Origin of the sequence: Streptomyces sp. NPDC091387 (genome assembly GCF_044756945.1) — a bacterium.
Classification (GTDB): domain Bacteria; phylum Actinomycetota; class Actinomycetes; order Streptomycetales; family Streptomycetaceae; genus Streptomyces.
Genome location: NZ_JBIVTZ010000026.1, coordinates 35,504 through 60,282, shown reverse-complemented (window position 1 = coordinate 60,282; position 24,779 = coordinate 35,504). Strand labels below are relative to the sequence as shown.

General features: G+C 70.2%; 18 protein-coding genes and 2 pseudogenes. 6 read left to right on the top strand and 14 right to left on the bottom strand.

Going from position 1 to position 24,779, the window contains the following annotated elements; all coding sequences use genetic code 11:
- Nucleotides 1–131 precede the first annotated feature (131 nt).
- Complete coding sequence (locus ACIQM0_RS35730) at nucleotides 132–1,694, bottom strand: PucR family transcriptional regulator (protein ID WP_401294789.1); 1,563 nt, start codon at nucleotides 1,692–1,694, stop codon at nucleotides 132–134.
- 132 nt (nucleotides 1,695–1,826) lie between these two features.
- On the bottom strand, nucleotides 1,827–4,277 hold the full coding sequence (locus tag ACIQM0_RS35725) for an ATP/GTP-binding protein (protein WP_401294787.1): 2,451 nt from the start codon (nucleotides 4,275–4,277) through the stop codon (nucleotides 1,827–1,829).
- Nucleotides 4,278–4,522: 245 nt separating this feature from the next.
- Here ACIQM0_RS35725 and gabT point away from each other — a divergent pair, with 245 nt between their 5' ends.
- Nucleotides 4,523–5,863, top strand: a complete 1,341-nt coding sequence (gene gabT, locus ACIQM0_RS35720; protein WP_401294785.1) for a 4-aminobutyrate--2-oxoglutarate transaminase — start codon at nucleotides 4,523–4,525, stop codon at nucleotides 5,861–5,863.
- A 149-nt stretch (nucleotides 5,864–6,012) separates the two neighbouring features.
- Complete coding sequence (locus tag ACIQM0_RS35715) at nucleotides 6,013–6,828, top strand: phosphatase PAP2 family protein (protein ID WP_401294784.1); 816 nt, start codon at nucleotides 6,013–6,015, stop codon at nucleotides 6,826–6,828.
- Here ACIQM0_RS35715 and ACIQM0_RS35710 read toward each other — a convergent pair.
- From ACIQM0_RS35710 to ACIQM0_RS35675, 8 genes are all read right to left on the bottom strand, one after another.
- Nucleotides 6,779–8,608 (bottom strand): chitinase, encoded by a 1,830-nt coding sequence (locus ACIQM0_RS35710; protein WP_401294782.1) that lies wholly within the window; start codon nucleotides 8,606–8,608, stop codon nucleotides 6,779–6,781. The two genes, ACIQM0_RS35715 and ACIQM0_RS35710, sit on opposite strands and share 50 nt — an antisense overlap.
- A 60-nt stretch (nucleotides 8,609–8,668) precedes the next feature.
- The gene (locus ACIQM0_RS35705) at nucleotides 8,669–9,151 is read right to left on the bottom strand and encodes a hypothetical protein (protein WP_401294780.1); all 483 of its coding nucleotides are present in this window, start codon (nucleotides 9,149–9,151) and stop codon (nucleotides 8,669–8,671) included.
- Nucleotides 9,152–9,309: 158 nt separating this feature from the next.
- Entirely contained in the window at nucleotides 9,310–10,725 is a 1,416-nt protein-coding gene (locus tag ACIQM0_RS35700; RefSeq protein WP_401294778.1) for an NAD(P)/FAD-dependent oxidoreductase, read from the bottom strand.
- 23 nt (nucleotides 10,726–10,748) lie between these two features.
- On the bottom strand, nucleotides 10,749–11,552 hold the full coding sequence (locus ACIQM0_RS35695; RefSeq protein WP_363025160.1) for an ABC transporter permease: 804 nt from the start codon (nucleotides 11,550–11,552) through the stop codon (nucleotides 10,749–10,751).
- Nucleotides 11,552–12,478 carry an ABC transporter permease gene (locus tag ACIQM0_RS35690; protein WP_363025159.1) on the bottom strand — a complete coding sequence of 309 codons (927 nt, stop codon included), beginning with the start codon at nucleotides 12,476–12,478 and terminating at the stop codon, nucleotides 11,552–11,554. Before ACIQM0_RS35690 ends, ACIQM0_RS35695 begins: the two co-directional genes overlap by 1 nt.
- Nucleotides 12,475–13,623 (bottom strand): ABC transporter ATP-binding protein, encoded by a 1,149-nt coding sequence (locus ACIQM0_RS35685; protein ID WP_401294776.1) that lies wholly within the window; start codon nucleotides 13,621–13,623, stop codon nucleotides 12,475–12,477. Before ACIQM0_RS35685 ends, ACIQM0_RS35690 begins: the two co-directional genes overlap by 4 nt.
- A 50-nt stretch (nucleotides 13,624–13,673) precedes the next feature.
- Nucleotides 13,674–14,924 carry a spermidine/putrescine ABC transporter substrate-binding protein gene (locus tag ACIQM0_RS35680; RefSeq protein ID WP_401294774.1) on the bottom strand — a complete coding sequence of 417 codons (1,251 nt, stop codon included), beginning with the start codon at nucleotides 14,922–14,924 and terminating at the stop codon, nucleotides 13,674–13,676.
- A 43-nt stretch (nucleotides 14,925–14,967) separates the two neighbouring features.
- Nucleotides 14,968–16,482 (bottom strand): gamma-aminobutyraldehyde dehydrogenase, encoded by a 1,515-nt coding sequence (locus tag ACIQM0_RS35675; RefSeq protein ID WP_401294772.1) that lies wholly within the window; start codon nucleotides 16,480–16,482, stop codon nucleotides 14,968–14,970.
- A 206-nt stretch (nucleotides 16,483–16,688) separates the two neighbouring features.
- Between ACIQM0_RS35675 and ACIQM0_RS35670 the strand changes: the two genes are divergently transcribed.
- Nucleotides 16,689–17,261 carry an NADAR family protein gene (locus ACIQM0_RS35670; protein ID WP_401294770.1) on the top strand — a complete coding sequence of 191 codons (573 nt, stop codon included), beginning with the start codon at nucleotides 16,689–16,691 and terminating at the stop codon, nucleotides 17,259–17,261.
- A gap of 88 nt (nucleotides 17,262–17,349) precedes the next feature.
- Here ACIQM0_RS35670 and ACIQM0_RS35665 read toward each other — a convergent pair whose 3' ends face one another.
- Nucleotides 17,350–18,159, bottom strand: coding sequence for a DUF4190 domain-containing protein (locus ACIQM0_RS35665; protein ID WP_401294768.1), 810 nt, complete (start codon nucleotides 18,157–18,159; stop codon nucleotides 17,350–17,352).
- A gap of 124 nt (nucleotides 18,160–18,283) precedes the next feature.
- Here ACIQM0_RS35665 and ACIQM0_RS35660 point away from each other — a divergent pair, with 124 nt between their 5' ends.
- Genes ACIQM0_RS35660 through ACIQM0_RS35650 form a run of 3 tightly spaced genes read left to right on the top strand, consistent with a single transcriptional unit; the run spans nucleotide 18,284 to nucleotide 20,918 of the window.
- A complete protein-coding gene (locus tag ACIQM0_RS35660; protein ID WP_401294766.1) occupies nucleotides 18,284–19,318 on the top strand; it encodes an adenosine deaminase in 1,035 nt (344 codons plus the stop codon).
- 24 nt (nucleotides 19,319–19,342) lie between these two features.
- Nucleotides 19,343–20,047 carry a glycerophosphodiester phosphodiesterase gene (locus tag ACIQM0_RS35655; protein WP_401294764.1) on the top strand — a complete coding sequence of 235 codons (705 nt, stop codon included), beginning with the start codon at nucleotides 19,343–19,345 and terminating at the stop codon, nucleotides 20,045–20,047.
- Nucleotides 20,048–20,060: 13 nt separating this feature from the next.
- A complete protein-coding gene (locus ACIQM0_RS35650) occupies nucleotides 20,061–20,918 on the top strand; it encodes an SAM-dependent methyltransferase (RefSeq protein WP_401294762.1) in 858 nt (285 codons plus the stop codon).
- An 85-nt stretch (nucleotides 20,919–21,003) separates the two neighbouring features.
- Here ACIQM0_RS35650 and ACIQM0_RS35645 read toward each other — a convergent pair.
- The 3 genes and pseudogenes from ACIQM0_RS35645 to ACIQM0_RS35635 all read right to left on the bottom strand — a co-directional run.
- Nucleotides 21,004–22,794, bottom strand: a pseudogene (locus tag ACIQM0_RS35645) (glycosyl hydrolase family 28-related protein); the annotation flags it as partial.
- A 180-nt stretch (nucleotides 22,795–22,974) separates the two neighbouring features.
- Nucleotides 22,975–23,274: pseudogene (locus ACIQM0_RS35640) on the bottom strand (mycodextranase); the annotation flags it as partial.
- 303 nt (nucleotides 23,275–23,577) lie between these two features.
- Complete coding sequence (locus tag ACIQM0_RS35635; protein WP_401294837.1) at nucleotides 23,578–24,741, bottom strand: spermidine/putrescine ABC transporter substrate-binding protein; 1,164 nt, start codon at nucleotides 24,739–24,741, stop codon at nucleotides 23,578–23,580.
- Nucleotides 24,742–24,779: the final 38 nt, after the last annotated feature.

The following is a 24,779-nucleotide window of genomic DNA, read 5'->3' as shown; positions in this document are numbered from 1 at the left end:
GTTCCGGCCCTTCGATGTCGTGGGGTGTTCCGCCCCACCGTAGGGCCGTGCCGCCCACCTGGCGTTTGTCCGGGGTGGAGCAGAGGCGCTCCGGGGTGCTCCGGTTTGTCGCAGGTGGGTCCCTGTGTCTTCTACGCAGCCGGGGGGTTGGTGACCTTGAGGGCGAGCCAGAGTTCCATCCGGCTGTCCGGATCGTCCAGCGAGCGGCCGAGGATCTCCTCCACCCTCCGCATCCGGTAGCGCAGGGTGTGCCGGTGCACTCCCAGGTCGGCGGCGGCGGCGTCCCACTGGCCGTGGTGGGAGAGCCAGGCCCGCAGGGAGGCGACCAGGTCGCCGCGGCCCTTGGTGTCGTGTTCGTACAGGGCGCGGAGCATGGCGTCCGCGAAGGCGCGCACCGCGTCGTCGGCGAGCAGCGGGAGCACGGAGCCGGTCGCCAGCTCCTCGTGCTCGACCAGTGCCCTGCCCCGGCGGCGGGCCACCGACAGGGCCTGTTCGGCCTGCTTGTACGCGGCCGAGACGGCGATCGGCCCCGCGGGGGCGGAGAGGCCGACGACCACGTCGGTGTCCTCCGCCGGTTCGTGCGCGGGCCGTTTCTCCTGGGCCTCCGCGTAGGCCGTGCAGGCGGCGACGGCGGTGCCCCCGTCGGCGGCCAGGACGACGAGGCGTTCGCCCTCGGGCACCATGAGCACGGTCTCGCCGGACCGGGAGGCCGCGGTCTCCATCGCCTCGGCCAGGTGTGCCGTGGTCGAGGGTTCGGAGGCCTCGGCGATGAGCAGCCGGAAGGGCGCGTCGAGCAGTCCGCCGTAGAGGTCTCCGGCGACGGCGCGGGCGTGGTCGGGCTGACCGGCGAGGAGCATGCGCAGCACCGCGGCGCCGAGCCGCTGTTCGGCGCCCTGGAGCGAGCGGGAGCGGGCGGTGGTCAGGGTGAGCAGGGCGACCGCCGAGTGCACCGCGTACCGTTCCGCGGTGCCGAGCGCCGCTCCGGTGCCGACGGCGAGCGCGCCGCGGGCGCGGCGGCCGGTGCCCAGGGACTGGAGCTCGACCCGGTCCTCGGTGTCGCCGACGACCACGCTGGCGGGGGCAGGCCGGTCCCGCAGGCGTTCCACGTCGGGGGTGAGCCGGGCGGCGCGGCGGGCGGCCCAGTCGGGGGCGGCGGCCACGACGGCCCCGGAGGCGTCGTACAGCGCGGCCCATCCGTCGACGTGCGCGGCGAGCCGGATGAGGAGTTCGGCGGGTCCGTCCCCCACGAGCGCCGCCCTGGTGAGTTCGCGCTGCGCCTCGAAGCCGGCGGTGACGGCCCGGTACTGGTCGGCGGCGATCTCCGAGGAGACCGCCTTGGCGATGGCGATGAACGGGGTGCGGCGGGGCACTTCGAGGAGCGGCAGACCCGCCTCCTCCGCGGCGTCGATCAGTGCCCTCGGTACCTCGTCGTAGTTCACGCCGACGGCGAAGCCCACCCCGACGACTCCGGACCCGGCCAGCCGGCGCACGTACCGCTGCATGCTTTCCGGGCTCTCGGCGTCGAGATTGGTCGCGGTGAGCAGCAGCAGCTCCCCGCCCTCCATGTAGCGGACGGGGTCGGCCAGCTCGCTGGCGTGCGCCCAGCGCACGGGCGTGTCGAGCCGGTCGGCCCCCGCACGGACCGTGAGCTTGAGCGCCGAGTGCTGGACGAGCGAGGCGAGCGTGGGGGGCATGGGACGGGCGACCTTTGGGAGGGGGCGTCGATTGTGCCGTCCCGTATGAACGGCTGCCATCGATTCTGCCAGGGCGGCAGGGTTCCCGTAACCGCTCCCAGCCCTCCTGTACCCCTACTCCCACGTCGCCCGTCAGCCTCCCAGCTGTACCAGGAGCGGGGGCGCGTGCTCGCCGTCGACGGTGGTGAGGGAGAGGACCGCGTGACCGGCCGGCAGTTCGTAGGCCAGCTGTGACGCCGACCAGCGCTCCCGCTCCACTTGTCGCACGGTGACTGCGTCGGTGGTGACAGCGTTGCCTGTGGCCAGCTTCCGCAGTGTGTGCAGAGCACGGGTGACCGGCTGGTCCGCGAAAACGGTGTGCTTGGCCACTTCCCGGACCGTGACCCATTCCTTGCCCCAGGCTTCCGAGAACCGTTTTCCGTCCCAGGTGGTGACGCCGGAGAAGATCATCCCGCACCCCATGGCACCGAGCAGTGCGGAATGCAGCCCTTCGGGAACGTCGTCCACGGTTCGCAGTGCCAGCACCGCACCGGCATTGACGGACCTGAGATGCCGCAGACCCCTGACGGTTCCGGGAGTGATCGTGCCGGTCGCGTCGTCGAGCACCAGACAGGCGAAGCGCGAGCGCTCCGTTCGCGCTGCGGCGATCGAGTTGAACTGCGCGAGAATCAGACGGGTCAGGACCCTCGACGCACCGGCGTGCACGCGTTCCGGAAGATCGATCCGAACCCTGACCGGGTGCTGTTCGAGCGAGCGGAGAGTAAAGGGCCGGGCGTCAGCACCGGTGGCGAAGAACCCCGCGAAAGCGGGCCGGTCGAGCAGGCCGATCCGCTCGGCGAGGACCGTGGCCGGGTCCCCGCTGCTGCCCGTGTGACGCACTCGGGCATCCAGCTCACGCAACATGGCGTGGTGGCCGCCCTCCTCCAGAGCCTGTCGCAGCTGGGCGAGGGCCGACTCGCTCCCCGCGAGAAGTTCACGGAGCTCCGGTACGGACGGGAAGTGGCCATGGACGGTGCGATAGGGACCGAGCAACTGGCCGAGCGCGAGAGCCGCGCGTCGGCTGTCCAGGTCCGGAACGTCTCCGACCAGCCCTTCCGCGAGAGTGGCCGCTGCCTCGTCGGGATCGGTCGTACCGCCGTAGAGATCGAAGTCGTGCAGGGACGCGGGATCACCGACCTTCACGACGATGTCGAACGCCTCGTCCGGACCGAGCGAGGCCCCCGCCGCGCCCACGGCGAGCACGGCGGCCTTGCCGGCGAGCGCCTGGAGCGCCAGCGTCTCGACGACCGGCCGCACCAGCCGGGCGGTCTTGCCCGCGCCGGACGGCCCGACCGCCAACAGGGAGGTTCCCAGGACGGCGGGTTCCAGAGCGACACCCGTGCCTCGGCGCGCGTAGGCATTGCGATCATTGTCGACACAGACACCGATACGGACCTGATCGGTCAGCAGGTCGTGACGGGCGGACCGCAGTGGCAGGTCCCGGCTCCCCGAGGGGTGAAGGAAGGCATCCGGCCCTTTGCGTACGGTCTCTGCCGCAAAGGCAGCGAGGCGATCAGGGCTGAACCGTGCCCGCTCCCACGCCTGGCCCAGCCGCGCGCAGTCGACGTCGTTCATGCGCTCGGCCTGGACTGCGCCGGTAAGGACGTCCGCCGCTTCGGGGAGTCCCGCGGCACGCAGTTCGGGCCAGCGCGCCGAGTCCTCGCGGGCGAGCGCGGCCGGGAGTCGCGTCTGTGCGCCCGCCCGGCGTTGCCGGAATTCCGTGACAGCGGCGTGCCACCGGCCGATACGGGCGAAAGGCCACACCACCACAGCGGCGACCATGGCGTAGGCACCGTAGGCGACCAGAGTCACGGTGAACGCACTGCCGTCGGCACGCAGAAGACTTCTCGGAATCGCCAGGAAGACGATCTCCAAGAGGGGCACGCTGCCGTTCCAGACGACCCACAGAGCGATGAACGCGCCCAGCCCCGTTGCCATCAGTCTCACGCGCGCGAAGTTCGCCCCTGCGTAGTGACGGAAGAACCCCGCCCAGTTTCCGAGCTTTGCCGCCCATAGCACGAGCAGGAGAGCCATGGCTTGGAAGTAGAGGGCCTGCCAGGCGTAGGCAATGTCCGGAGCGACACCCGGCCGGAGTTCGTTGCCATACGTCCACCAGTCCCGCGGCGTGAGGTAACGGAACGGGAGACTCAGGTAGGGAATGCGGTAGCCCGAGCTGTATGCCACGAGGAGGAGAGCGAGCACCAGGGTGAGCAAGCGCCCCAGCAGAGACGGCCGAGGAGGCTTCTCGGCGGGCCGCGGCACGTATGCGTACCGCCAGACCCCGGGGCCAGCAGCAGGGCGGGGGGTGTCCAACCACCGGGCGATCGGTGTTCCCCCTCGGGGCGCACCGACAAGGTGCGGCGGCCCGCTGGGCGGCGGCACCGTCGGCGGGAACGCGGGCGGGGCCATGGGCGGCGGGCCGGGCGGCCGCGCCGGCGGCGGTCCCGCCGGGTGCGGCACGGAGCTCCAGGGCCCGCCGGAGCGGCCGTCGGGCGGCTGCGCACCCCGCGTGCCCCGGGCGCCGTACGTGCCTTCGTTGTCCATGAACCATTGCCCCCTGACCAGCCAGGTCCGACCGCTGCACGGCCAATCTAGTGCGCGGACACGGGGAGTTCAGCAACGCGCCCGGATAGTGAAGGGGAACGGGCCGCCCCGTCCCCCGTACCGCCTTCTGTCCGCCGCGGACAAGGACACGCCCCCCACCACTCCCGATCGGAGCATGCCCGCGCCCCGTCCCCGCCCCTAGCCTGCAGAAACAGAAGCGTCCGAAACACCCCCAGGAGCCCCGCATGACCGCTATTCCGCAGGAGCGCCGCCTCGTCACCGCCATTCCCGGCCCGAAGTCGGTGGAGCTGCAGGCCCGCCGTCTCGCGACGGTCGCCGCCGGTGTGGGCTCCACGCTGCCGGTGTTCATCGCCCGTGCCGGTGGCGGGGTCATCGAGGACGTGGACGGCAACCGGCTGATCGACTTCGGCTCCGGCATCGCCGTGACGTCGGTCGGCGCCTCCGCCGAGGCCGTGGTGCGGCGCGCGTCGGCGCAGCTCGCCGACTTCACCCACACCTGTTTCATGGTCACTCCGTACGAGGGGTACGTCGAGGTCTGCGAGCAGCTCGCCGAGCTGACGCCGGGCGACCACGCGAAGAAGTCCGCGCTGTTCAACTCGGGCGCGGAGGCCGTCGAGAACGCGGTGAAGATCGCCCGTGCGTACACCAAGCGCACCGCCGTCGTCGTCTTCGACCACGGCTACCACGGCCGGACCAACCTCACCATGGGCATGACGGCGAAGAACATGCCGTACAAGCAGGGCTTCGGCCCGTTCGCGCCCGAGGTCTACCGGGTGCCGGTGGCGTACGGCTACCGCTGGCCGACCGGTGCCGAGAACGCCGGCGCGGAGGCGTCCGCCCAGGCCATTGACCAGATCACCAAGCAGATCGGCGCGGACAACGTCGCCGCGATCATCATCGAGCCGGTGCTCGGTGAGGGCGGGTTCATCGAGCCGGCCAAGGGCTTCCTCCCGGCGATCGCGCGGTTCGCCCAGGACAACGGCATCGTCTTCGTCGCCGACGAGATCCAGTCCGGCTTCTGCCGCACCGGCCAGTGGTTCGCCTGCGAGGACGAGGGCATCGTCCCCGACCTGATCACCACCGCCAAGGGCATCGCGGGCGGCCTCCCTCTGTCCGCGGTCACCGGCCGCGCCGAGATCATGGACGCGGCGCACGCCGGCGGCCTCGGTGGTACGTACGGCGGGAACCCGGTCGCCTGCGCCGGGGCCCTCGGCGCCATCGAGACGATGCGCGAGCTCGACCTGAACGGGAAGGCCAAGCGCATCGAGGAGGTCATGAAGGGCCGGCTCGCGGAGATGCGGGCGAAGCTGCCGAACGGCGAGCTCATCGGTGACATCCGCGGCCGCGGCGCGATGATCGCGATCGAGCTGGTGAAGTCCGGCACCAAGGACCCGAACCCGGAGGCGGCCGCGCAGCTCGCGAAGGCCTGTCACGCCGAGGGCGTCCTCGTCCTCACCTGCGGCACGTACGGCAACGTCCTGCGCTTCCTGCCGCCGCTGGTGATCGGCGAGGACCTGCTGGGCGAAGGTCTCGACGTCATCGAGCAGGCGTTCGCCACGGTCTGAGGCCGGCGGGTCCCGGAGGCGGCGCGCGGCGTTTCCTCCGGGGATGCCCGGCGCCCCGGTGAGGGCCTGTGAAGAAGGTGTGCGGGGGCGATGGCGGGATACCGTTCCCGCTGTCGGTCCCCCCATCGCCTGACGTACGGTTTCCGCAGATGAGAGAAACACCCCGCCCGCAGGGGACTGCGGGCGATACCGGGTCGGAGCTCCCCCAGCGCCGTCCTGGTCGTGCCTTCGCGCACACCACTGGAGCCTCGGGCTCCGGAACTCCTCACCGATCGGATGGCCGCCCGCCCCACACCCCCCGGGGCGCGCGGCACACCGGTCCTACCGTCCGGCCCGGAACAACCCCCCCTGTTCCGGGCCGGACGGCTCTTCTCGTTTCCGTGGTGTCGGGCCTGCTGGCGCTGTTCGCGCTCACGACCTGGCAGATCGCGGCCGGCGGCCCGCTGCGCGGCCTCGACGAGCGCGCAGGCCGGGCCCTGGTCGGTCACGGTCCGGCCCGGCTCACCGAATTCCTCGCCGATCTCGGCAATACGCAGATCGCGCTGCCGGTGCTGGGCTGCGCGATCGTCTGGAGCCTGGTGCGCGGTGAGCGCCGCGAGCCGTTGTACGCGGCGCTCACCATGGCCGCGGTGCCGCTGTTCGTCGTCCCGCTCAAGGACTGGATCGCCCGCCCCGGGCCGCTGACCGACGCCACCGGCTACTACCCCTCGGGCCATGCGGCGACCGCGGCGGTGGCGTACGGGGCCGCCGCGCTGCTGCTCGCCCCGTATGTGAGGCGCTCATGGATGATGCCCGTCGCCGCTGTCCTGCTGACGGCGGCGACGGGCATCGGTCTGGTGCTGCGCGGCTATCACTGGCCGCTGGACGTGCTGGGCAGCTGGTTCCTGTGCGGGCTGCTGCTCCTCCCGCTGGTGCTCAGCCGCCGAAGTAGGCGTCGAAGTTCTTCGAGAACTCCCAGTTGTTGAAGCGGTCCCAGTTGATCGACCAGGTCATCAGTCCGCGGAGTCCGGACCAGGTGCCGTGGGTGGCGTACGAGCCGCAGTCGGTCTTCTTCGTCAGGCAGTTCAGCGCCTTGGTGACCTCGGCGGGCGAGGTGTGGCCGTTGCCCGCCTGGGTGGAGGCCGGCAGGCCGATGGAGACCTGGTCGGGACGGAGACCGGGGAAGACCTTGGTCTGGTCGCCCGCCACCGGGAAGCCGGTCAGCAGCATGTCGGTCATCGCGATGTGGAAGTCGGCGCCGCCCATCGAGTGGTACTGGTTGTCCAGACCCATGATGGAGCCCGAGTTGTAGTCCTGGACGTGCAGCAGGGTGAGGTCGTCGCGCAGGGCGTGGATCACCGGGAGGTAGGCGCCGGCGCGCGGGTCCTGGCCGCCCCACGGGCCCGAGCCGTAGTACTGGTAGCCGAGCTGCACGAAGAAGGTCTCGGGGGCCATGGTGAGGACGAACTTCTCGCCGTACTTGGCCTTGAGGGTCTTCACCGCGGAGATCAGGTTGACGACGACCGGCGTGGTGGGGCTGCGGAAGTCGGTGTCGCCGGTGTTCAGCGAGAGCGAGTGGCCCTCGAAGTCGATGTCCAGTCCGTCCAGACCGTACTCGTCGATGATCTTGCTGACCGAGGAGACGAAGGTGTCACGGGCGGCGGTGGTGGCGAGCTGCACCTGTCCGTTCTGGCCGCCGATGGAGATCAGCACCTTCTTGCCCGCGGCCTGCTTGGCCTTGACGGCCGCCTTGAACTCGGCCGCGGACTCGACGTTCGGGCACTCGGCGACCGGGCAGAGCGAGAAGCGGATGTCGCCGGAGGTGACGGAGGTCGGCTCGCCGAAGGCCAGGTCGATGACGTCCCAGGAGTCGGGGACGTCCGCCATCCGGGTGTAGCCGGAGCCGTTGGCGAAGCTGGAGTGCAGATAGCCGACGAGGGCGTGGGCCGGCAGGTCCGTGTTGCCGCCTCCCCCGCTGCCGGCGGTCTTGGTGGTGGCGGGCACCGCGGCGGACTTGGCGGACTCGCCCGCCGCGTTGGTGGCGGTGACCTGGAAGCTGTACGCGGTGGAGGCCGCGAGACCCGTCACGGTCGCCGAGGTGCCGGTGGCGGAGAGGACCTTCGTGCCGCCCTGGTAGACGTTGTAGCCGGTGGCGCCCGCGGACGCCGTCCAGGACAGCGGGACCGAGGACGCGGTGGCCGTGCCGGCCTTGAGGCCCGCGGGCACCGCCGGGAGCGCGACCGGATCGCCGCCGGGGCCGACGAGGGTGAGGTCGTCGGCGTAGTAGGCGGGGGTGCCGTACCAGCCGTGCGTGTAGACGCTGACCGAGGTGGTGGACGCGCCGGTCTTGAACGTGGTGGTGAGCTGCTTCCAGCTGCCGGCGGACTGCGTCCAGGTGGACACGTCGGTCGTGCCGGTGCCGTCCGCGCCCAGGTAGACGTAGCTGCCCTGCACCCAGGCGCTCAGCGTGTACGTGGAGCTGGGCTTGACCGTCACGGTCTGGGAGCACTTGGCGTTGTCGCTGCCGGCCGGGGTCGCCTTCAGCGCCGAGGTGCCGCCGTGCACGGGGCTGCTGACAGCGGCTCCGCTGCCGCCCGTACAGCTCCAGCCGTCCAGGCCGGCCTCGAAGGTTCCGTTGCGCGCCAGATCGGCGTCGGCCGCGGCGGCGCTCGGCGCCGAGGCCGCCAGGCCGCCGGCGGCCAGCAGGGCGGCCGTGAAGGCGGCCAGAAGTCCGGTAATGCGAGCGGGGGGTCCCGTGCGTTCCACAACGGCCTCCGTGCAGGGGGGAATTGAGTGGCCACAACATGGTCCAGACCAATCCGGTTGTCAAGACCTCTGGCATCCGCCCGCCTCATCGATGTCCCCCGCCGCGGCCGCTCCCGCGGCCTCGTGCATCGCGAGTTCCAGCAGCGTGGCGTCGGTGAGCGTGCCCGATCCGTCGGGCGGGATCAGCCAGCGCACCCCGCCGGCGGCCCGCCGCGGATACGGCACCACGATCCAGGTGCCCTGGCCCGCGCCCCTGATCCCCGTGCCGATCCAGTGGTCGGCGGTGCCCGGCGGCACGAAGAACCCGATGCGGGCGTCGCCGAAGTCGGCGAGGACCGGCCCCGGCCGGTCGATGAGCCGGGTGAGCACATCGAGCGTCGGACGGCCCAGCTCTCCCGGCAGAATCAGCACGTCCCAGCGCTTGCCGGCAGGAAGGAGCGCGATCCCCTGCGGATTGCGCTCCCACTCCCACCGGCAGGCACCGGGATCCGGTGCCACCGACACGAGCCACTCGACCGCTGCCTTGACCTCCGAGCCAGTCATGGCCCGCCTCCGTTCCGTCTCGCACGGCAGGGTTCTGCCGCTGCGTTCACGGGAGAGAGCGGGGCGGGACCGATCCATTACGCGGGTTTGGCTACCAACCAGTAGTGAACTGGGTCACGGTGGGCCCGGCCGAGCGACGCCGCAGGTCACAGGCGGGTTCAGCTGTCGAAGCCGAGCCCCATCCGGTCCATCGTCCGCAGCCACAGATTGCGGTGGCCGCCGTTGTCGTCGGCCCTGGCCAGGGAGCGCTTCGTGAGCTCGATTCCGGCCCACGCGAGGGGCTCCGGCGGAAACGGCATCGGCTTGCTGCGCACCATCTCCAGCGCGGTCCGCTCCGTCCGCTCGCCGGCGAGGAGGTCGAGCATCACATCGGCGCCGAACCGGGTGGCTCCGACGCCGAGTCCGGTGTATCCGGCGGCATAGGCGACCCGGCCCTGATGGGCCGTACCGAAGAATGCGGAGAATCGGGAACAGGTGTCGATGGCGCCGCCCCAGGCATGGGTGAAACGCACTCCCGCCAATTGCGGGAAGCATGCGAAGAACTGCCCGGCGAGCTTCAGGAACGTTTCCGGCCGCTGGTCGAGATCGGCACTGAGCCGCCCCCCGAACGGATAGATCGCGTCGTATCCGCCCCACAGGATCCGGTTGTCCGCGGAGAGCCGGAAGTAATGGAACTGGTTGGCGCTGTCCCCCAGACCCTGCCGGTTCCGCCAGCCGATGGCGGCGAGCTGTTCGGCGGTCAGCGGCTCCGTCATCAGCGCGTAGTCGTAGACCGGGACGGTGTACGGGCGCACCCGCTTCACGAGCGACGGGAAGATGTTCGTGCCGAGGGCGACGCGGCGGGCGAGGACCTTTCCGTACGGGGTGCGGACCGCCATTCCGGTTCCGGTTCCGGCCAGCTCCAGGCCGCGGGTGTGCTCGTAGATCCGCACTCCCAGGTCGAGACAGGCCTGCTTGAGTCCCCAGGCCAGCTTGGCGGGGTGCAGCATCGCGACCCCGCGGCGGTCCCAGAGGCCACCCAAGAATGTCGGTGAGTCGACATGGGCGCGCAGTGCGTCACGGTCGAGGAACTCCACGCCGCCGAAGCCGCGCCGCTCCAGCTCCTGGTGCCATTCCCGCAGCTCTTCGAGCTGGTGGGGCTGGGTGGCGACATCGATTTCGCCGGTGCGCTCGAACTCGCAGTCGATGCCGTAGCGGGCGACCGCCTCCTCGATGGCGTCGAGGTTGCGCGCGCCCAGCTCCTCCAGTTTCCCGATCTCCTCGGGCCAGCGCTCCAGCCCGTTGGACAGGCCGTGGGTGAGGGAGGCGGCGCAGAATCCGCCGTTGCGGCCGGAGGCGGCCCAGCCCGTCTCGTGCCCCTCGATCAGTACGACATCGCGTTCCGGTTCGCGCTCCTTGGCGAGCAGCGCGGTCCACAGTCCGCTGTAGCCGGCGCCGATGACGAGGAGATCGCAGTGTTCGTCGCCGATGAGCGCGGGGAGCGCTTGTGGCCTGCCGGGGTCGTCCAGCCAGAACGAGACCGGCTTCGCGTCGGCGAGTGACTGGGCGGCGGTGCGCATGGCAACTGGGGCCATGGTTTCCAACTCCTTCGGGACTTTCAGGGTCGTGCGCTGTTCTTTCGCCGGTTCGCGATGAGCTGGCCGGCGAGAACCACCAGTACCGCAATGATGAACATTGCCGTGCCGATGACGTTGATCTGCACGGGCGTGCCGCGCTGTGCCGAGCCCCAGACGAACATGGGGAAGGTCACGGTGGAGCCCGCGTTGAAATTGGTGATGATGAAATCGTCGAAGGAGAGCGCGAATGCGAGCAACGCTCCCGCGGCGATTCCGGGGGCGGCGATCGGCAGGGTGACCCGTACGAAGGTCTGTACGGGCCCGGCGTACAGATCGCGCGCCGCCTCCTCCAGCCGGGGGTCCATCGACATGACGCGCGCCTTGACCGCCGTCGTGACGAAGCTGAGGCAGAACATGATGTGCGCGATGAGGATCGTCCAGAAGCCCAGCTGCGCGCCCATGTTGAGGAACAGCGTGAGCAGCGACGCGGCCATGACGACCTCGGGCATCGCCATCGGCAGGAAGATCAGCGAGTTGATCGCGCCGCGCGCCCGGAAGCGGTAGCGGACCAGGGCGAAGGCGATCATCGTGCCGAGCACGGTCGCGCCGACCGTGGCCCAGACGGCGATCTGGAGGGAGAGCGAGAGCGAGCCGCACATGTCGGCCACCCCGCAGGGGTCCTTCCAGGCGTCCAGCGAGAAGCGCTGCCAGGAGTAGTTGAACCGCCCGTTGGGCTTGTTGAAGGAGAACACCATCACGACGATGTTCGGCAGGATCATGTAGGCGAGGGTCAGCAGACCCGCGATGACGATGAGGTGGCGTCGCAGCCAGCGCAGTACGGGCATCAGACCAGGTCCTCCGTCCCGGAGCGGCGGATGTAGAGGGTGACCGCGATCAGGACGACCGCCATGAGGATGAACGAGAGCGCGGCCGCCGTCGGGTAGTCGAGGACGCGCAGGAACTGGGTCTGGATGACGCTGCCGACCATCTTGGTGTCGGTGGAGCCCAGCAGTTCCGCGTTGACGTAGTCGCCGCTGGCCGGGATGAAGGTCAGCAGGGTGCCGGAGACCACGCCCGGCATGGAGAGCGGGAACGTCACCTTGCGGAAGGTGGTGGCGGGGGTGGCGTACAGGTCCCCGGCGGCCTCGTGCAGCCGGCCGTCGATCCGTTCCAGCGAGGTGTAGAGCGGCAGGATCATGAACGGCAGGAAGTTGTACGTGAGGCCGCAGACCACGGCCATCGGTGTGGCGAGCACCCGGTTGGACTCGGTCCAGCCGAGCCAGCTGGTGACGTCCAGGACGTGCAGGGTGTTCAGCACGTCGACGACCGCGCCGCCGTCCGCGAGGATCGTCTTCCAGGCGAGCGTGCGGATCAGGAAGCTGGTGAAGAACGGGGCGATGACCAGCACCAGCACCAGGTTGCGCCAGCGGCCGGCCTTGAAGGCGATGAGGTAGGCGAGCGGGTAGCCGAGCAGCAGGCAGAGGATCGTCGCGGTGCCCGCGTACAGCAGGGACCGGATGAACTGCGGGTAGTAGTCGGTCAGCGCGTCCCAGTACGTCTGGAAGTGCCAGGTGACCTCGAAGCCCTTCTCCAGGGATCCGGTCTGTACGGACGTCGACGCCTGGTAGATCAGCGGCAGCGCGAAGAAGACGACGAGCCACAGGATGCCGGGGAGCAGCAGCCAGTAGGGGACGAGGCGCTTGCGGGTGGAGGGCTTGCGCACCTTCGGCTCCTCGACGGGAGCGGGCGGCGCCTCCTGGGTGACGCTCACGCCGCGTCCTCCACGGTCTCCACACCGGCGTCGATGTCCTGGGTGGCGTCCAGGCCGAAGGTGTGTGCCGGGTTCCAGTGCAGGACGACCTCGGCGCCGGCGGTGAGGCCCGCGCGCCGCTCGACGTTCTGCTCGTACACGTGGAGGGACTTGCCGGCCGGGCTCTCCACCACGTACTGCGTGGAGACGCCGATGAAGCTGGAGTCGACGATCCGTCCGGTGACCCGGTTGCGGCCCTCCGCTATCTCGTCCGCGTCGTCGCGGTGCGCGAGGGAGATCTTCTCGGGGCGGATGCCGAGGAGCAGCTTGCCGCCCTTCGTGGTCGGCTCCGGACAGCGGCCTGCGGGCAGCCGGAGCTTCCCGCCGCCGGCCGACACGACGGTGTCGGTGCCGGTGGAGAGGACTTCGCCCTCGATGAGGTTCGAGGTGCCGAGGAAGTTGGCGACGAACGTCGTCCGCGGGTTCTCGTAGAGATCGGCGGGGTCGCCGAGCTGCTCGACCCGGCCGGCGTTCATCACCGCGACGGTGTCGGCCATGGTCATGGCCTCCTCCTGGTCGTGGGTGACGTGGACGAACGTGATGCCGACCTCGGTCTGGATGCGCTTGAGTTCGAGCTGCATCTGGCGGCGCAGCTTGAGGTCGAGGGCGCCGAGCGGCTCGTCGAGGAGGAGCACCTGCGGGTGGTTGATCAGGGCGCGGGCGACGGCGACGCGCTGTTGCTGGCCGCCGGAGAGCTGGTGGGGTTTGCGCCGGGCGAAGTCGCCGAGCTCGACGAGTTCCAGCATGTCGTCGACCTGTTTCTTGACCGACTTGATGCCGCGCCGGCGCAGTCCGAAGGCGACGTTCTCCGTGATGTCGAGGTGCGGGAAGAGCGCGTAGCTCTGGAAGACCGTGTTGACGGGCCGCTTGTACGGGGGGAGGCCGGTGATGTCGCGGCCGCCGAGCGAGACGGTGCCGGTGGTGGCCTCCTCCAGGCCCGCGATCATCCGCAGAGTGGTGGTCTTGCCGCAGCCGGACGCGCCGAGCAGCGCGAAGAAGGAGCCCTGCGGGACGGTCAGATCGAGCGGTCGGACGGCGGCGAAGGAGCCGTACGTCTTGCTGATCCCGGTGAGGCGGACATCGCCGCCTGTCTGCTGCTGTGTCATGGATCGCAGTCCCAGTGGTGTCAGGGGGAGATCGGGGGGAGGGCGTGGCGTCAGGCGCCGATGAGCTTGGCGAACTTCTCCTCGTACGCCGTCTCTTCCTCGGCGGTCAGGGACCGGAAGGCGTGCGAGGCGGACGCCATCTTCTTGTCCGGGAGGATCAGCGGGTTGTCGGCCATCGAACGGTCGATCTTCGCGAGTTCCTCGCGGACCCCGTCGACCGGGCAGACGAAGTTGATGTACGCGGCGAGTTCGGCGGCGACCGGGGGCCGGTAGTAGTGGTCGATGAGCTTCTCGGCGTTGGTCTTGTGCCGTGCCTTCACCGGAACCAGCATGTTGTCGCTGGATATGACGTAGCCCGCGGCGGGTATCGCGTACTTGATGTCCGGGTTGCCGGCCTGGAGCTGGATGATGTCGCCGGCCCAGGCGACGCAGGCGGCGATGTCGCCCTTGTCGAGATCCGCGGTGTAGTCGTTGCCGGTGAAGCGGCGGATCTGGTTCCTGTCGACGCCCTTCTGGAGGCGGCCGATCGCGGCGTCGTAGTCGGCGTCGGTGAAGGTGCCGGGGTCCTTGCCCATGTCGAGCAGGGTCATGCCGATGGAGTCGCGCATCTCCGAGAGGAAGCTGACCCGGCCCTTGAGCTGGGGGTCGTCGAGCAGCTGGCTGACGGAGTCGATCCGGCGGCCGCCGGTCGCCTTGGAGTTGTAGGCGATGACGGTGGGAATCCCGGCCCAGGGGTAGGAGTAGGCGCGGCCGGGGTCCCAGTCCGGGGAGCGGAACTGGGCGGAGAGGTTGGCGTAGGCGTGCGGCAGGTTCGACGGGTCGAGCTTCTGCGCCCAGCCGAGGCGGACGATGCGGGCGGCCAGCCAGTCCGTGACGCAGATGATGTCGCGGCCGGTGTCCTGGCCGGCCGCGAGCTGCGGCTTGATCTTGCCGAAGAACTCGACGTTGTCGTTGATGTCCTCGGTGTACTTGACCTTGATGCCGGTCCGCTCGGTGAACTGCTCCAGGGTGGGCCGGTGCTTGCCGTCGTCGGTGACGTCCATGTACTCGGTCCAGTTGGAGAAGTTGACCTGCTTCTCCTTGGCCGAGTGGTCGTCGGAGGCCGCCGCGGCGTCCCCCTCCCGCTTCGCGGGAGGGATTCCGCACGCGCTCAGCGCGCCCAGCCCGCCGAGTGTGAGCGCGCCGGTACCGGAGGCGCGCAGCAGCGATCGGCGGGTGAGTGCTCCCCTGCCGCTGGTCAGAGTGCGACGCATCGCGGCCAGCTGGGCCGCGGAGAGACGCTCGGGCTCGTACTGCTCCATGCGCGTTGCCCTTTCGGGTGGGTGTGCGGCCGGTCCGGCCGGGTTATCGGTCCCCGAAGATCGTGCGGTGCCAGTCCTTGCGGGCGACCGCGGTGTTGTCGTACATGACGTGCTTGACCTGCGTGTACTCCTCGAAGGAGTACGACGACATGTCCTTGCCGAAGCCGCTGGCCTTGTACCCGCCGTGCGGCATCTCGCTGATGATCGGAATGTGGTCGTTCACCCAGACGCAGCCCGCCTTGATCTCGCGGGTGGCGCGATTGGCCCGGTACAGGTCGCGGGTCCAGGCGGAGGCGGCGAGCCCGTAGGGGGTGTCGTTGGCCAGCGCGATGCCTTCGTCGTCGGTGTCGAAGGGCAGCACGACCAGGACCGGGCCGAAGATCTCGGACTGGACGATCTCGCTGTCCTGGGCCGCTCCGGCGATCAGGGTCGGCCGGTAGTAGGCGCCGTCGGCCAGTTCGCCGCCGGGGGCCTCGCCGCCGGTGACGACGGTGGCGTAGGCGCGGGCGCGCTCGACGAATCCGGCGACCCGGTCGCGCTGGGCGTGGCTGATCAGCGGGCCTAGGTCGGTCTCCGGGGCGAACGGGTCGCCGACCCGGACGGTCGCCATCAGCTCGGCGACACCCTGCACGAAGGCGTCGTACAGCGGGCGCTGGACGTAGGCGCGGGTGGCCGCCGTGCAGTCCTGGCCGGTGTTGATGAGGGAGCCGGCGACCGCTCCGTTGACCGCGGCCTCCAGGTCGGCGTCGTCGAAGACCAGGAAGGGGGCCTTGCCGCCGAGTTCGAGGTGGAGGCGCTTGACGGTCGAGGTGGCGATCTCCGCGACCCGCTTGCCGACGGCGGTGGAGCCGGTGAAGGAGGTCATCACGACGTCGGGGTGGCCGACGAGGTGTTCGCCGGCGTCCTTGCCGGCGCCGGTGACGATGTTGATCACGCCGTCCGGGATGCCGGCCTCGGTGGCCGCCTGCGCGAACATCAACGAGGTCAGCGGGGTGATCTCGGCGGGCTTGAGCACGATGGTGTTGCCCGCGGCGATGGCCGGGAGGACCTTCCAGGCGGCCATCTGGAGCGGGTAGTTCCAGGGGGCGATGGAGCCGATGACGCCGATCGCCTCACGCCTCACGTACGAGGTGTGGTCGCCGTCGTACTCGGCGGCGGACTTGCCCTCCAGATGGCGGGCGGCGCCCGCGAAGAACGAGGTGTTGTCGACCGTTCCGGGCACGTCGAACTCGGTGGAGAGCTTGACCGGCTTGCCGCACTGGAGGGACTCGGCGTACGCGAAGTCGTCCGCCTGCCCGGCGAGGACGGCGGCGAAGCGGTGCATCGCCTCGGACCGCTCGGCCGGGGTGGCTCCCGACCAGCCGGGGAAGGCGTCACGGGCGGCGGCGACCGCCGCGTCGACATCGGCGGTGCCCGCCAGCTCGTACGTGTAGACGGTCTTGCCCGTGGCCGGGTTCACCACGTCGTGGCTGCGTCCCGATGTGCCGGGTCGCAGTCTTCCTCCGATGTACTGCGCGCCGTCCGCGAAGCGGTCCTGTACCTGGAAGCTGTTGCCCATCACGCTCTCCTCCGCCGCTGTCCCCGGAGTGCGGGGCGGCGTAGCTTCTGCTCGATTTGAGTGCCGATCCTGACAGAGGGGACCGAGCCCAACAAGTGATTCCGTTGTTGCCTTTTGGTTACGCAACGGAATCTGTCGACCATGTGTCGCGTCAGTGCGGAATTCCCCGTACGTAGTGTCAGTGGCGGATGCCAGACTCCCGTGTCATGGAACACATCGACGACCTCGTGGCGCGGACCGGCCGGGGCGAGAGGGTGAAGTATCTGAGGTTCTGGGGGCACCGGCCGCGCCCCGACGGAAGGACCGGCGCGAGCTGCCTCAGCCAGTGGTGGCCGTCGCCGTTCACGGTCGACGGGGTGACGTACGCGTCGGCCGAGCACTGGATGATGGCCGGCAAGGCGCGGCTGTTCGATGACGCCGCGGCGGCGGAATCGGCGGTGGCGGCGAAGAGCCCGGCCGAGGCGAAGAAGGTGGGCCGGCTGGTCCGCGGTTTCGACGAGGCCGTCTGGGAGCGCGAGCGGTACGGGCTCGTGGTGGCGGGCAGCCGCCACAAATTCGGCCAGGACCCGGCGCTGCGGGAGTTCCTGCTGGGCACGGGCGACCGGGTACTGGTCGAGGCGAGCCCGATGGACCGGATCTGGGGCATCGGGCTGGCGGCGGACGATCCGCGTGCGGAGGACCCGGCGGCCTGGCGGGGGCTGAATCTGCTCGGGTTCGCGCTGATGGACGCGCGGACCGGGCTGCGGGCCGCGGCCGGGGCGGAGACCCTGGCCATATGAGACGGCCCGTGGGGCGGTGGGTCGAATTCCCACCGCCCCACGGGCCACGCGCGACCGCGCGGCCGCACCGTCACTCCGACGAGCGGCTTTACCGCATCACACCGACGGCCGGGGAATCGACGACCAGCGACGCCGACATCGGCTCGTAACCGGAACCGCTGTCCTCTTCGAAGTGGTCGCCGGTGGCGGCCCAGATGACCAGCCCCAGGAACACGGCGCTGACGACGATGCCGATCGAGCCGAGGATGATGCCCGCGAGGGCCACTCCGCCGTTGTCGGCCTCACCCCGGCTGACCCGGCCCCGGCCTATCAGACCGAAGATCAGCGCGAGCACGCCGAGGATCACTCCGAGGCCGTACATGCAGAAGACGGCCACCGCGATGATGCCGAGCACCATGGAGGCGATCCCGAGCCCGTTCGCGGGCTGGGGTCCGCCCCAGACGGTCTGGCCGTAGCCGGGGTATCCCGGGTAGCCGCCGCCGTACTGCGGGGCCTGCGGGGCCGGGTAGCCGTACTGGCCCGCGGGCTGCTGGGGCGGCGGCGCCGCCGGGTAGCCGTACTGGCTGGCGTGCGGCGGGGCCTGCTGGCCCGGACCGTTCGGGCCGACCGGCGGGGGCGGCACGGCCCCCGGGCCGTACCAGCCGCCGGGGCCGGACGGCTGCCCCGCCTCAGGCGGGACGCCGAACCCTGCCGCGGGCGCGGGGCCGTTCCCGGTGCCCGGCTGCCCGCCCGCGTCCGGTGCGGTGGCCGGCATCGAGGTGACGGTCTGCTGGTCGTGGACGGCCGGCGGGCGGGCGTCCTCGGGCTCCTTCTTGTCCAGCGGCACCCTGTTGTCCGGCGGAGCCCACGGATCGCGCGGCACGGCCCCGTCCGCGGGCTGCTCTGTGTTGTCTGACATGGGCCTCCCCCATCGTGATGCCCGTCATGCTACGGCCAGCCCCCGTCCTACGATGACTTCCGTCCCCTGCCCGGTTCCCACATGGGTCCGGGCCCCGCACCACCCCCTGCCCCCGGAGGATCCGATGACCGATCTGCACCCCTTCATCGCGGGGCTGCCCAAGGCCGAACTCCATGTGCACCACGTCGGTTCGGCCTCGCCCCGCATCGTCGCCGAGCTGGCCGCGCACCACCCCGACTCCAAGGTCCCCACCGCCCCGGAAGCGCTGGCCGACTACTTCTCCTTCACGGACTTCGGCCACTTCATCGACGTCTACCTCTCGGTCGTGGACCTGGTCCGCACCCCGGAGGACGTCCGGCTGCTGACCTTCGAGGTCGCCCGCGACATGGCCCGGCAGAACATCCGTTACGCGGAACTGACCGTCACCCCCTTCTCCTCGACCCGCCGCGGCATTCCGGAGCAGGGCTTCATGGCGGCCATAGAGGATGCCCGCAAGGCGGCCGAGGCCGAGCTCGGAGTGGTGCTGCGCTGGTGCTTCGACATCCCCGGCGAGGCCGGACTCGAAGCCGCCGAGGAGACCACCCGGCTCGCCCTGGACCTGCGGCCGGAGGGGCTCGTCTCGTTCGGCCTCGGCGGCCCCGAGATCGGGGTGGACCGCCCGCAGTTCAAGCCCTACTTCGACCGTGCCATCGCCGCGGGCCTGCACTCCGTACCGCACGCCGGCGAGACCACCGGACCGCAGACGGTCTGGGACGCGCTGACCGCGCTGCGCGCCGAGCGCATCGGCCACGGCACCAGCTCCGTCCGTGACCCGGAGCTGCTGGCGCACCTCGCCGAGCACCGCATCGCCCTGGAGGTCTGCCCCACGTCGAACATCGCGACCCGCGCGGTGGCGGACATCGAGCAGCACCCGGTCCGGGAGATGGTGGAGGCCGGTGTGCTGGTCACGATCAACAGCGACGACCCGCCCATGTTCGGCACCGACCTCAACAACGAGTACGGGGTGGCGGCCCGCCTCCTCGGCCTCGACGAGCGGGGACTCGCCGCGCTCGCGAAGAACGCCGTCGAGGCGTCCTTCCTCGACCCCGCAGGCAAGCGCACGCTGAGCGACGAGATCGACACGTACACGACGAGCTGGCTGGAGGGCACCGGCCGGTGACCCTCCGGTGGTGACAATGGCCCCATGGCCACCCCTGTCACCGCTGTCGCCCATCGCGGCGATCCGTACCGTGTCCGCGAGAACACCCTCCCCTCGATCCGCTCCGCCCTCGAACGGGGGGCGGACGCGGTCGAGATCGACGTCCGGGTCACCCGCGACGGCGTGCCGGTCCTGCTGCACGACGCCACTCTGGGGCGGCTGTGGGGCCATGACCTGCGGCTGGACCGGCTCACCCGGCAGGAACTGACCGAGCTGACGGCAGGGGGCGTGCCGACCCTGCGCGAGGCGCTGCTCGCCCTCGGGGCGCACCGCGTCATGGTCGATGTGCCGGGCTCCACGGAGGACTCGGTGCGGAAGATCGTCGGGACGGTCCGGGAGTGCGGGGCCGGTGAGCGGGCCTACTACTGCGCGGGCCCGGAGGCGATGCTGCGGGTACGGGCCGCCGATCCGTCCGCCGAGATCGCGATGACCTGGACGACCCTCGCACCGCCGCGGGCAGCCCTGCTGGCGGCGGTGCGGCCGCGCTGGCTGAACTACCGGTTCGGACTGGTGAGCCGGGAGCTGGCGGACCGCAACCACCGGGACGGGCTGCTGGTCTCGGCCTGGACGGCGGACACCGGGCGCACCATGCGCCGGCTGCTCCGCCACGGCGTGGACTCCATCACCACCAACCGGATCGATGTGCTGCACACCCTGATCACCGACTCCGCCGGAGACGCCGCCCCTTGATCGGTCCGGCATCATGGACGCACCTCATCGTCCCGATGCCAGGCCAGGCGCCAGAGGAGCAGACGTGTCCGATCCCCGCAGCAACTCCTTACCCGCCCGTGTCCGTTCCGACATCGCCCACAACGCCCGGGTCTGGAACTACTGGCTCGGCGGCCGGGACCACTTCCCGGTGGACCGGGCCGTCGGCGACCGGGTCACCGGCATGTATCCGAGCATCGGTGAAGTGGCGCGGGCCGACCGGGCGTTCCTGGGCCGGACGGTGCGGTATCTGGCCGGTGACGCGGGCATCGGCCAGTTCCTGGACATCGGTACCGGTCTGCCGACCGCGGAGAACACCCATGAGGTCGCGCAGCACACCGCGCCCGACGCCCGTGTCATGTACGTCGACAACGACCCGATCGTCCTGGCGCACGCCCGCTCGCTGCTCACCAGCTCGCCAGAGGGTGCGACCGAGTACATCGACGCCGACGCCCGCCACCCCGAGGAGATCCTGCGGGCGGCCCGGCCGACGCTCGACCTGGAGCGGCCGGTCGCGGTCATGCTCCTGGGCATCCTCAACTTCGTCCTGGACACGGACGAGGCGCTGCGCATCGTGCGGCGGCTGATGGAGGCGGTGCCGTCGGGCAGCTATCTGGTCCTCACCCATCCCACGCTGGAGCTGGGCGGCGAGGGCAACGAGGCGGCGATGCGGTTCTGGAACGAGAACGCCACGCCCCCGATCACCGCCCGCAGCCGCTTCGAGTTCGCCGCGTTCCTGAGCGGGATGGACCTGGTCGAGCCGGGGATCGTCTCGTGCGCGCGCTGGCGGCCCGCGCCCGGCACCCGGGCCGTCGAGGTGGCCCAGTTCGGCGCGGTGGCGCGGAAGCGCTGACGTCCCGGCCGGGGCGCACGCGACGCCAGTGGGCCGCCCGGATCCGGGTCCTGGATCCGGGCGGCCCGGCGCAGCGGCAGGGCGTCTACCGTCCGTGCCCGTTGCCCCGCACCTCGGCGGCGGACTGCGCCGCACCCGTGTCGATCACGAACTGCGATCCGGGTTCGACCAGGACGTCTCCGTCGCGCGAGCCGCTGATCGTCACATCGGTGAGCGTCGCGCTGCCTCGCGCGCCGCCCATGGCGAGGATGCCGGAGCCGTTGGGCGACCCGGAGATCGTCACATTGCTGATCTTGGCGTCCGGGATCGCGCCTCCGCCGGTCTTGAACTGGATGCCGTCGTAGGTCGAGTCCTGGATGTCGGTGTCACGGATGGTGACGCCGGGGATGTCGGAGCCCTGGGCGAACAGGGTGATCGCCCCGAACTCCTGGTCCTCGTTCCAGAACGCGCCTCCGGTGCGGTAGAGCCCGTTGTTCGCGATCAGTGTCTGCCCGGAGAAGGGCACCGGGTCGTGGTCGGTGGCCAGCATGATGCCGGGGTAGTTCATGGTGTCGTACACCAGGTTGTTCTCGATCTTGTTGCCGTAGCCGCCGTACACCGCGATGCCGTTGGCCCGCCAGGGCAGCTGGATCGTGTTGTTGCCGAAGACGTTGTCGTGGCCGACGTCGACCGCGGGGTCCTTGACGTACTTGCTCGCCCACACCGCCAGCGAGTCGTCCCCGGTGTTGCGGAAGGACGAGTCGGTGACGGAGGAGTTGCGGGTGCCGTTGGTGAAGTTGATGCCGTCCGCGTAGGTGTTGCGGATGCGCATCCCGGTGAATTCGAGTCCGTCGCCGGGGCCCCACAGCTCCGGGATGTTGCTGTAGTCACGGCCGACCCAGGTGGCGACGTTGGCGTGCTCGATCCAGACGTTGGTGATCTTGGTGTCCTTGCCGAAGCGGCCGTTGAGACCGACGCCGCCCTCGGCGTTGCCGTCACCGCCCCGGATGGTGCCGGAGCCGAAGATCGCGATGTCCGAGATCTGGGTGTTGTCGTCGATGTCGAAGCCGAAGTTGCCCTCGTGCGGGTGGTTGATGCCGCCCGCGTCCTGCGGCGCGGTCAGCGTGTACAGCTGCGAGTGCCACATGCCGGCGCCCCGGATCGTGACGTCGCGGATACCGACCTGGTTGTACTGCCCGCGGTCCAGCGGGTCGTCGGTGAGGATCTTCTGCTCCTGCCGCCACTGCCCGGCCGGGATCCACACACAGTCGATCTCACCGTTCTGGTTGGCGGTGACGGCCTTCTGGATGGCGTCCGTGTCGTCGATCCCGTCGTCGGGGACCGCGCCGTACTCGGTGATCGAGGTGCACTCGGCGGGCTTGGGCGTGGGCGGTGCCACCTGCTCCAGGTCGACCAGGTCGACGACGTAGTACGCGGCGTCGTCACCGGCGTCGCGCTGGAGCCGGAAGGTGGTGCCCGCGGGGTAGGTCTTGTCGAGCAGGGCGTGCGACTCGTCGAACAGACGGCGCGCGTCCCCGCCTGGGGTGTTCGTCAGGCCTTCGGGCTCGTCCGTGCTGCCGTACAGCCAGCTGTGCTTGGACGACAGGTCCAGCTTCTGCACGAACGTGCCGTCTGCGTAGAGGCTCAGCGTCTTCTGTTGGCCGCCTCCGCCCGGCGCGTCGGGGATCGAGTTGCGGACGACGATGGAATTGGTGCTGCCGGTCGAAGTGAACTCCACGTGCTGGCCGGTGGAGTCGAGGCGTACCGACTTGCGCCCCGAGGACTCGGTGGCGAAGTTGGTGTGCCCGAAGGTGCGTGTGGCGTCCGTCTCCAGCAGGGTGCCGTCGTAGGTGCCGTCCTCCGCCTCGTACTCGTCGTACGGGGCCGAGGCGCCCCGGGCGGCCGCGGCGGCGGACGGCTCGGCTGCCACCGGCGCCGCGTGGGCGGCCGGTACGAGCCATGCGGCGGTCAGGGCGGCGCCGAGTGCGACGGCGATGCCCGGCCGGCTCCAGTCTCTCCTTGTCACAGCGTGCGTTCCTCTCGGTGTGGGGGGATGGTGCGTGTGGGGGGGGTGTCGCTAGGTGCCGCTGCCCGGCTCGGTCCAGGCGGAGCAGTCGTCCCAGGTGGTGTCCCAGCCGGTGTTGCCGCCGCCGTCGGTGAGCGTGAAGGTGCCGGAGCCCTCGGGGTAGGGGCAGTTGTATACGCCTGCCGCGCCGGTCCCGGTGGCGGTGACGTTCGACATCGTCACGGCGCCGGGCGTCTCGGCCTGGACGACGACCGTGCCGACGCCGTCGATGGCCGACCCGTCGACGGTCACGTTCTTGACGTCCTTGCCGGTGCCGCCGCCGGAGACGAACTCGTAGGCGCTGTAGGGGCTGACGTGCGCATGACACTTCCATTCTTCTGTGACTGCGCTTCCTCATGGGCGAGTTGGGGGGAGAGGGAAGCGCCTGACACTCAAGCATCACGAGCACATGAACACAAGATGTCGCTCAGTTATTGAAAATATTTGACATCCAGATGAAACAACCAACTGATACAGAGGCGCAGGGTGGGGCGGGTCGCTGGAAGGAGCCGTGCCGCCCCACAACGAAGCGGCACCACGCGCATTCCGCGTGGTGCCGCTGAACCTCAGCTGTGCCCGGAGAGAGCCCTCGTCACAAGCGCTCTGGGCAGTGCCTCACAGGCCGACGATGGAGTTCCACTTCTTGGCGAACCCGGTCCGCTCCTCGGACGTGATGTCGCGGGCGATGGCGAGCCGTTTGCGCATGGCGTCGTCGGGGAAGATCAGCGGGTCCTCGGCGAGTGCGGCGGTCTCCTCGTCCTTGGAGGAGGCCAGTACGTCGCGGGCGGCCGGGACCGGGCAGACGTAGTTGACCCAGGTCGCCAGTTCGGCGGCGACCTCGGGCTCGTAGTAGTAGTCGACGAGCCTCTCGGCGTTGCGCTTGTGGTGGGCGAGGTTGGGGATCATGAGTGATTCCGCCCAGAGCTCGGCTCCCTCCTCCGGCACCACGAACTCGATCTCCGGGTTGTCCGCCTGGAGCTGGATGACGTCACCGGAGTAGGCCTGGCAGGCGAGCACATCACCGGTGGAGAGGTCCTTGATGTAGTCGTTGCCGGTGAAGCGGCGGATGTGCTTCGTCTTCACCAGCTTCTCCACCTGGTCGCAGATGTCGTAGAAGTCGTCGCGCTTCCAGCGGGTGATGTCGACGCCGTTGCCCTGCATCAGCAGCGCGAAGGACTCGTCGAGTCCGGAGAGCAGCGTCACCTTGCCGCGCAGGTCGGGCGCCCACAGGTCGCTGAGGTGCCGGATCTCGCGGCCGAGCCTCTTGCGGTTGTACGCGATGCCGGTGATCCCGGACTGCCAGGGCACGCTGTGGGTGCGGCCCTTGTCGAAGGCGGGCGAGCGCAGCTGCGGATCGAGGTACTTCGTCACATTGGGCTGCTTGGCCCGGTCCATCTCCTGGACCCAGCCGAGCCGGACGAACCGGGCGGCCATCCAGTCGCTGATGACGATGAGGTCGCGCCCGGTCTGCTGGTGGTTCATCAGCGCGGGGCTGATCTTCCCGAAGAACTCGTCGTTGTCGTTGATCTCCTCGGTGTACGTGACGGAGATCCCGGTGCGTTTGCTGAAGGCGTCCAGGGTGGGCCGCTTCGACTGGTTCCTGTCATCGGTGTCGATGTAGAGCGGCCAGTTGGCGAAGTGCAGGGTGTGGTCGCCCGCGGAGGAGTCGCGTCCGGCGCGGTCACCGGGCTTCACATAGGCGGCGGGCACTCCGCAGCCGGCCAGCGTGGCACCGGCCGCCCCCGCCCCGAGGGCGCGGAGCAGGGACCGGCGGGACATGGGGTTCTTCGGGATCGCTCGCACCTGCGCAGGATGCC